Raw genomic sequence first — 7,016 nt, forward strand, 5'->3', positions numbered from 1 at the left:
TTTGTCACATTTTTGGTTTCGACGCACGCTACGTCAGGAAGCAGCTAGGGCAATGAAGAGGGATTGTCCTTGCCTGTTTATGCTCAACAGAATGGGCTTGTGCTGCTGCCGGGATCTTGCCCACTCCTCCTGGATATCTGACGGCTGTGCCACATCCCGGTTGTTGGCCGAGACGATGACGTCGCCGGGCCGAAGGCCGTTCTCGGCGGCGGGGCTATTCGGCGCCACCTCCTGGATAAACACGCCGGTGGTACCCGGCTGGAGACCGAGTTGTTGGCGCGCTTCATCCGGAATGGGGCTGAGCGACAGTCCGAGCCGTTGGCCCGCCGCTTCCGGACTCGGAACGGCACCGGTCTGCACCTCCTCGTCCTTGCGTTGACCGACGATCAGCTCCACCTCCTGCTCGGAGCCGCCGCGGTTCCTTGTCAACGTCGCTTTCGACCCTGGCTTTTCGTTCGCTGCCGCCAGCGTCAAGTCATGGACGCCCTGGATGTCTTTGCCGTTGAACCGGGTGATCACATCTCCCGATTGTAAGCCCGCCTTCTCCGCCGGACTGCCGGGCTCGACCGAGGCGACCAGCGCCCCCTTGGTGCTCGATATGCCAAGTGCCTGGGCAATCGACGGCGTCACCTCCTGGAGACGCACTCCGATGAACCCGCGCTCGATCCGGCCGGTGCGGATCAGCTGATCGGCAACGCTTCGTGCGGTTCGGGACGGCACGGCGAAACCGATGCCTATGCTGCCGCCAGACGGAGAGACGATGGCTGTATTGACCCCGATCACTTCGCCGCGCGCGTTAAACAGGGGGCCGCCGGAATTGCCTCTATTGATCGAGGCGTCTGTCTGGAGGAAATCGTCGTAAGGGCCGGCTTGGATGTCGCGCGAGCGGGCGGAAAGAACGCCGACGGTCACGGTTCCCCCGAGGCCGAAGGGACTGCCAATCGCGATCGTCCAGGCCCCCGGCTGCATTGCGTCAGAGTCACCCCAGGCGGTGGTCGTCATGTTGGGGCGTGGATCGACCTTCAGCACCGCGATGTCGGTTGCTGGATCGCGGCCCACAAGTCGAGCGGGCGAAGTCTCCTTATCGGAGAATACGACGCGGATTTCGGTGGAGTCGGCCACGACATGATTGTTGGTGACGATGTAGCCCTCGGGACTGACCACGAAGCCGGAGCCAAGGGCTTCTCGCACCTGCGGCTGGGCAGGCCCGCGGCTGTCGAAGGGGTTGAGAAAATCGTCGAGCATCGTTTGGTCCTGGATGATCTGCCTTGTCGTGATCGCGACCACGGCCGGCAGCTTCTGACGCACGATTGCGCTGAAGTCGTTCGGGATGTCCTGTGCTGAAACCGGAGCAAAGCCACCAGCCGAGAGCATCGAAATTCCTGCGACGAAGCCAATGCACAGTCGCTTCCTGGAAATGTAAGACATGATTGGTTCTCCTGCCCGACCGCCCTGGCGCTGCTGCGCGACTTGTCCCAGACGCAAGAACTGACATTCACGGCGATTGTTTCACCGGTTCGAAAAAATGTTGATGGTGGGCTGAACTGCGAAAATGTGGCCTTGCGGGGCCATTGAAATTTGCTCGAAACTCTCCGAAATTTTGGCTGGTGGAAATCGCGAGAGCCACCAAACATGACGTCAACAGAGGAGACTATTCAAAGCGGAGGACCCTCGATGGAAGGAGCCATTTCGACGAGTTTTCCCTCAATCGCGCCCGTGGGCACCGATGTTTTTCTTGACCGGCTGCTCCATCCGGCACGGCATTTCGAGCGACCTCAGGACGTGCTGACCGACGTGACGCTGGACGTCCAGGAGAAGCGTGCAATCCTTTCGTCATGGGCATCGGATGCCTGTGCAGTGGAATCAGTGCCGGCGCTGCGCATGCCGCCGGGAGCAACCGAACCGGTCAGCTTCGATGCCATCATGGACGCGTTGCGCCAACTGGATCAATTGGAGAAGCTTCCCGGCGCCGGTCGGGGTCGTGAGATTGACAGCATCGCGGTCACCGGTTTTACAGCATCCGTCGATCGACCTTGAGCGGAGCGCGGCCACGCTCTTCATCCGAGGCATCCGCCCACCGGCGAGGTCCTGCCGGCGGGCGGGATAGACGTGTTCTTCTGCGACGATTCGTCTGGCTGAAAATTTTCCTATAACGCCCTTGAATCCGTAAAGCACTGTTAATAAATACCTAATCGCCGGTCGCCAGATGGGGCCGGCGCAAGTCCAGGAGGCGTCAAGGCTCTCTTGGCGTCTCATTGTGTCCATGTTGCTCAAAGGAGGATGTGGCTATGAGGACAAACCTCGACTTTACCCCTCTGTTCCGGTCCAGCATCGGCTTCGACCGCATTTTCAACATGTTGGAAAATGCGAGCCGTGTCACTGCGATAGACAATTGGCCGCCCTATGACATCGCCAAGACTGGTGAGGACGCCTATCGCATCACCATGGCGGTCGCCGGCTTCTCACAGGATCAGCTGACCATCACTCATCAACCTAACCTGCTGGTTGTGAGCGGGTCGCAATCTGGCGACGATGACGGCCAGTATCTCTATCGCGGCATTGCCGGGCGCGACTTCGAGCGTCGGTTCGAACTGGCCGACCATGTGAAAGTCGTCGGCGCCAGCCTGGACAATGGGCTGCTGAACATCGATCTCAAGCGCGAGCTTCCCGAAGAGATGAAGCCGCGCCGCATCGCCATCGCCGGCAGTACGGCAAAGGCGGCGCCTCGGCAGATCGACGCCGAAAAGAACGCAGCCTGAAGTCAGAGTGAATCAGAAGCGACCGGCACCGGCAATCGCCCGGTGCCGCGCGGTTGAACGTGGAGGTGAATGACAATGAACATGCGTGACCTTATCCCGTGGGGCCGCAACAACAACCAGGCCCCGAGCATCTATAGCGGTGGCGACCCGTTCCTTTCGCTTCACCGCGAGGTAAACCGGCTCTTTGACGATATGTTGAGGAGCTTCGAGACGCGCTTGCCTGCTGCGGGGCAGCTTTCGCCTTTCGATAGCGGCTGGCCGAAGGTGGAGATCTCGGAGTCGGATAATGAGCTTCGCGTCACCGCCGAGGTCCCCGGCATGGAAGAGAAGGACATCGAAGTTCTGCTCGACGAAGACGTGCTGACCCTGCGTGGCGAAAAGCAGTCGGAGACCGACGAGAAGGACTACTCCGAGCGCTTCTATGGTCGCTTCGAGCGGCGCATACCCCTTGGCTACGAGGTCGAGGACGACAAGGTCAAGGCGTCCTTTGCCAATGGCGTCCTGACCCTGACGCTGCCGAAGAACCCGAACGCGCAGTCGAAGGTGAAGCGCATCCCGATCACCCACTGACGCATGGAGCAAGTCGGAGGCGGCAGGCCGCTGCCTCCGGCGCATCCTTCGCCAAAATGGGAGGGATGAGTGATGCAGAAGCAAGAAAGAGAAGTCACACCAGTCGTAGAAAATCTCGAACTGGCAAACGACAAACGCGGGCGAGCGCCGTCGTTCGGCAGATCCGAGTTCCCGAGTGATGCGGTCGCACGGATCTACAAGCCTTGCCGCTCAGTCATGACCTCCGGCCGTGCGCGGCCGAAGGTCTGGCGGCTGGTGTTCGAGCGGCGTACTGCGCCGGTCATTGAACCGCTGATGGGCTACACCGGAAGTGGTGACACGCTGACCCAGGTGGAGCTCGATTTTCCGACGGCTCAGGCGGCCATCGACTATGCCGAACGGCAGGGGCTTGCCTACGAGGTTCAAGGAAGCCCGGCGGCCGAAAAGTCCGTCGAATCTTCTGATGCGGACAAGCGGCTGCAGGCCGGCGCAGACGTTGTCTTGAACCGCCTCCAGTTGACTTTGCTGCAGACCAGCTATGGCGCTGTTTCGAAGGCGTCGCATTATCGACCGGCGCTGGCGGACCAGGAGGCACTTTTTGCATCGCCGATGGATGTGGTCGTCGACCCTCTTCTGACCGCCGACGAGAAACGCGCCATCCTGCGCAACTGGGCATGGAACGAGTATCTGGCCGATCTCGCAACCGCCGAGGGGATACCGTAGAACGCGCGTCCGACGCGGCTCGACGAAGTGGAATTGGCCCTGCTCGCGCTGGTGCAGCAGCGCGGCATCCGCCCCTAAGCTCACAAGACCTCGCGCCCGCCGGTCCAATCCTGCTGTCTAAAAAGATCAGGACGTCCCGACGAGGGCGATGGTCAGCAGAGACACAAAAAGAGCCGGCGCGGGTGCTGATGACCGTCTCTCCGCCCGGACACGAGCACTATTTTGAAGAGCTTGCCAGGCTCGCTGCGCACGGCTCTCCGGATCCGAAAGCGCTTGCAGACTTGCGGAACCGTTACGACACTGACCAGCTCTCTACCCTGACGACAAGGGCCTAAGCTCGATTCTGCAATATCGGGTCATGGCGCAGCACCGCTCATGGCGTCGGCACCAGCGATGTCCGCTTTCAGGGGCGTGCAGGGCCGCAATAAACGACCGAGGTTGGGCGCATGCCGCCGCTAGCCAACAAACGCTACGGGATGAAGAAGGGCAAGTAGTCTGGTGGAAGGAGTAGGCCTCCGTCCACTTGCTATGCATCGGAATGTGCATATATTGTGCATATGAGAGGTCGGAGATTGTCATGGCCCACGCACAGCTCGCACATTCCACGGTGATTTCAGGCTTTGTCGATAGCCTGCAGGAGCCGCGCACGCCTTATATCTCGCCGAAGCGGCTGTCGCAGGCGCTGGGCGTGAAGGTGGCCAACTTGGCCCAGCTGACCGGTGTCCACCGCAACACGCTCCGCAACCCCTCATCGGAGCGCCTGCAGAGCCGGATGCGCGAGATGGTGAAAGTGATCTCGGCGGCGACGGAACTCACCGGCGAGGTCAACAAGGCGATCTTTTGGTACCGCAATGAACCGATCGCCGACTATGGCCATCGTACCGCAGCCGAGCTCGTCGCGGGCGGCCAGGTCGAGGCGGTTCTGGCCTTTATCCGGGATCTCGAGAATGGTGCGCGCGGGTGAGGATCACCCGCATCGGTCCAGACGAAATCTTCCATCGCTATCTGACTCCCAAATGGGCTTTCCTGCCCACCAGCGGTGCAGGCGCAGCGATGGACGGCGGTCGTTTCAACCGGCCAGGCATCGAGCACTTTATCTGTCGCGTGCGACCCAGACGGCGCTTGATGAATACAAGCAGGGAGCCAGCATCACCCCGCCCGCCACCCTTGCCGCTTACAAGATCACGCTCGCCGAGGTAGCCGACCTTTCGCAGGGTTTCGACCCGGACATCTGGGACGGCGCTTGGAAGGACTGGGATTGTGCCTGGCGCCAGATCGCCCGCATCGACAAGAAGGCTCCCCCATCGTGGAAGCTTGCGGATTTGGTTATCACCGCCGGCCTTCGGGGCATCTTGTTTCCGTCGCTGCGTCACGCCGGCGGCACCAATCTGGTGATCTTTCCGGCCAATCTTGTCGATAGCGACCATGTCGCGGTTCACGATCCCGATCAATGGTTGCCGCACGACCAGTCGTCCTGGTCCTGAGCTATCGACTGTCTCTGGGATCGCAACGCGACCACGCCCCCCGTCACGGCGCTTGCTCCCCAATGACATCGTCCTCGCCGTCGCCCTCCCCGCTCGCCAGCCCGGCTGGAATATCGCCGGCCAGCAGCTTCTCCTTCGACAGCAGCCCTGCGTCCTCAAGCGCCTCGGAATCCGGCAGCTGGCGCAGCGTGTCGAGCCCGAACTGCGACAGAAAAGTTTTCGTCGTCACATAAATATCGGGCGCGCCAGGTTGCGGCGAGCGCGGACCCGAAACGATAAGATCCTGCGCGCGCAGCATGCCGATCAGGTCGCGCGACACCTCCTTGCCGAAAAAGCTGGAGAGCTCGCCACGGGTGATCGGATGGAAGTAGGCAATGCACATCAAGACAAGCGCCTCCGCCTGCGGCAGTTCTTTTGCCCCTCGCCCGCTGACGTGCCGAAGGCTGCGTGAATGGCATCGCCAAAAACCTTTCTGGTCCGGTGCTGCCAGCCGCCGGCGACCGAGACCAGCTCATAGGGGCGGCCGGCGAGCTCGGCGCGGATGTCGTCGATGATCAGTTCAAGATTGCAGTTCTTGCCGACGACCCGCGCCAGCACCGCTCGCGGCACTGGTTCGCTTGCCGCAAAGACCACTGCTTCCACGCGGCCCATCCACTCGCGCCAGCGCAGTTCTGGCGGCAGGTGCTCGAGCTCAGTGTCGACCAGCATTCGCTGGACATCACCCTTGTCTCGCGGGCGTTCGGCTCTCGCGGTTTCAGCCATCGCTACAGCCCAAAAAGCCGGAAGCTGGGGCGGCCCGACAGCTCGCGCACGGCCTCGAGTTGCTGCAGCCGTTCGAACAGGCGCCGCGCCGCAAACCGCGACAGGTTTTTGGTCGTCAGCGATCCGGAGAGGGCGTCGTCATCGAGCAGTCTTTGGATCACATCGCCCGCCCCCTTTGCCCTGAGCTTCGGTGCGACGGCGATGAGCCGCTCCGCGCGCCGCGACAGCTCGGCGGCCAACCGGCAGGCGTCCGCCGCCGCCTGCGCCAGCGCCAGGCACACTGCCCGCTCGAACCCTTTTTCGCCTGGCCGGATCCGCTTGCCGCCGCCAGGCTTGGACCGAAACGCCGGGCCAAAAGCGTGTGCCATCAGCAGCGGCAGCGGGCGCGGCCAGCGCAGGTTTTGCGCCAGCACCAGGTCGGCGAGCCACCACACCAAAAGCTCGGCATCGGGCCGGAGGGCGACGACGCGGGCGGCGATCGCCGCGGCAGCGAACGGACAACGGGGGCGAAGATATCAATGTCCTCTTTGAGCTTCATAGCAGCATTGTGTAGTGATCTATATCTACTCATCACATACACCCCACCCATCCGTACATACAACCATGGCGGGATATTTTCGTTCCATCATTGTAGACGCTTCCGCGCCCCTGACTTCGCCCACGATGATGCGGTCGGGTCTGAGCCGCAGGGTCGAGCGCACGAGATCGGCGAGCGTGACCGACCCCCGCCTCGTCCTCA

The 7,016-nt window shown here is 61.8% G+C and carries 7 protein-coding genes and 4 pseudogenes; 7 read left to right on the top strand and 4 right to left on the bottom strand.

Annotation, left to right across the window (positions count from 1 at the left end):
• Positions 1 to 33: 33 nt before the first annotated feature.
• Positions 34 to 1,374, bottom strand: coding sequence for a Do family serine endopeptidase (locus NKJ13_RS28985; protein ID WP_352779152.1), 1,341 nt, complete (start codon positions 1,372 to 1,374; stop codon positions 34 to 36).
• 300 nt (positions 1,375 to 1,674) lie between these two features.
• Between NKJ13_RS28985 and NKJ13_RS28990 the strand changes: the two genes are divergently transcribed.
• From NKJ13_RS28990 to NKJ13_RS29020, 7 genes and pseudogenes are all read left to right on the top strand, one after another.
• Positions 1,675 to 2,037, top strand: a complete 363-nt coding sequence (locus tag NKJ13_RS28990; protein ID WP_352779154.1) for a hypothetical protein — start codon at positions 1,675 to 1,677, stop codon at positions 2,035 to 2,037.
• Between the two features lie 251 nt (positions 2,038 to 2,288).
• Entirely contained in the window at positions 2,289 to 2,759 is a 471-nt protein-coding gene (locus NKJ13_RS28995) for an Hsp20 family protein (protein ID WP_352479470.1), read from the top strand.
• A 75-nt stretch (positions 2,760 to 2,834) separates the two neighbouring features.
• Positions 2,835 to 3,329 carry an Hsp20/alpha crystallin family protein gene (locus NKJ13_RS29000; protein ID WP_352517318.1) on the top strand — a complete coding sequence of 165 codons (495 nt, stop codon included), beginning with the start codon at positions 2,835 to 2,837 and terminating at the stop codon, positions 3,327 to 3,329.
• Positions 3,330 to 3,401: 72 nt separating this feature from the next.
• Positions 3,402 to 4,031, top strand: coding sequence for an ETC complex I subunit (locus tag NKJ13_RS29005; protein WP_352779156.1), 630 nt, complete (start codon positions 3,402 to 3,404; stop codon positions 4,029 to 4,031).
• A gap of 170 nt (positions 4,032 to 4,201) precedes the next feature.
• A pseudogene (locus NKJ13_RS29010) lies at positions 4,202 to 4,366 on the top strand (cupin domain-containing protein); the annotation flags it as partial.
• A 242-nt stretch (positions 4,367 to 4,608) separates the two neighbouring features.
• Complete coding sequence (locus NKJ13_RS29015) at positions 4,609 to 4,995, top strand: hypothetical protein (RefSeq protein ID WP_352779158.1); 387 nt, start codon at positions 4,609 to 4,611, stop codon at positions 4,993 to 4,995.
• Between the two features lie 52 nt (positions 4,996 to 5,047).
• Positions 5,048 to 5,515 carry an RES family NAD+ phosphorylase gene (locus tag NKJ13_RS29020; RefSeq protein WP_352779160.1) on the top strand — a complete coding sequence of 156 codons (468 nt, stop codon included), beginning with the start codon at positions 5,048 to 5,050 and terminating at the stop codon, positions 5,513 to 5,515.
• Between the two features lie 43 nt (positions 5,516 to 5,558).
• Here the strand turns inward: NKJ13_RS29020 and scpB are convergent.
• The 3 pseudogenes from scpB to NKJ13_RS29035 form a co-directional block, all read right to left on the bottom strand.
• A pseudogene (scpB, locus tag NKJ13_RS29025) lies at positions 5,559 to 6,277 on the bottom strand (SMC-Scp complex subunit ScpB).
• A 2-nt stretch (positions 6,278 to 6,279) separates the two neighbouring features.
• Positions 6,280 to 6,774 (bottom strand): annotated as a pseudogene (locus NKJ13_RS29030) (DUF1403 family protein); the annotation flags it as partial.
• Positions 6,775 to 6,897: 123 nt separating this feature from the next.
• A pseudogene (locus NKJ13_RS29035) lies at positions 6,898 to 7,016 on the bottom strand (ATPase, T2SS/T4P/T4SS family); the annotation flags it as partial.

Source organism: Mesorhizobium sp. M0174 (genome assembly GCF_040322275.1).
Lineage (GTDB): Bacteria > Pseudomonadota > Alphaproteobacteria > Rhizobiales > Rhizobiaceae > Mesorhizobium.

Excerpts from the sequence above, each read along its gene's own strand:
- NKJ13_RS28985 (WP_352779152.1), bottom strand. The coding sequence starts at position 1,374 with ATGCTCTCGGCTGGTGGCTTTGCTCCGGTTTCAGCACAGGACATCCCG.
- NKJ13_RS29015 (WP_352779158.1), top strand. The coding sequence starts at position 4,609 with ATGGCCCACGCACAGCTCGCACATTCCACGGTGATTTCAGGCTTTGTC.
- NKJ13_RS28990 (WP_352779154.1), top strand. The coding sequence starts at position 1,675 with ATGGAAGGAGCCATTTCGACGAGTTTTCCCTCAATCGCGCCCGTGGGC.
- NKJ13_RS28995 (WP_352479470.1), top strand. The coding sequence starts at position 2,289 with ATGAGGACAAACCTCGACTTTACCCCTCTGTTCCGGTCCAGCATCGGC.
- NKJ13_RS29020 (WP_352779160.1), top strand. The coding sequence starts at position 5,048 with ATGGGCTTTCCTGCCCACCAGCGGTGCAGGCGCAGCGATGGACGGCGG.
- NKJ13_RS29005 (WP_352779156.1), top strand. The coding sequence starts at position 3,402 with ATGCAGAAGCAAGAAAGAGAAGTCACACCAGTCGTAGAAAATCTCGAA.
- NKJ13_RS29000 (WP_352517318.1), top strand. The coding sequence starts at position 2,835 with ATGAACATGCGTGACCTTATCCCGTGGGGCCGCAACAACAACCAGGCC.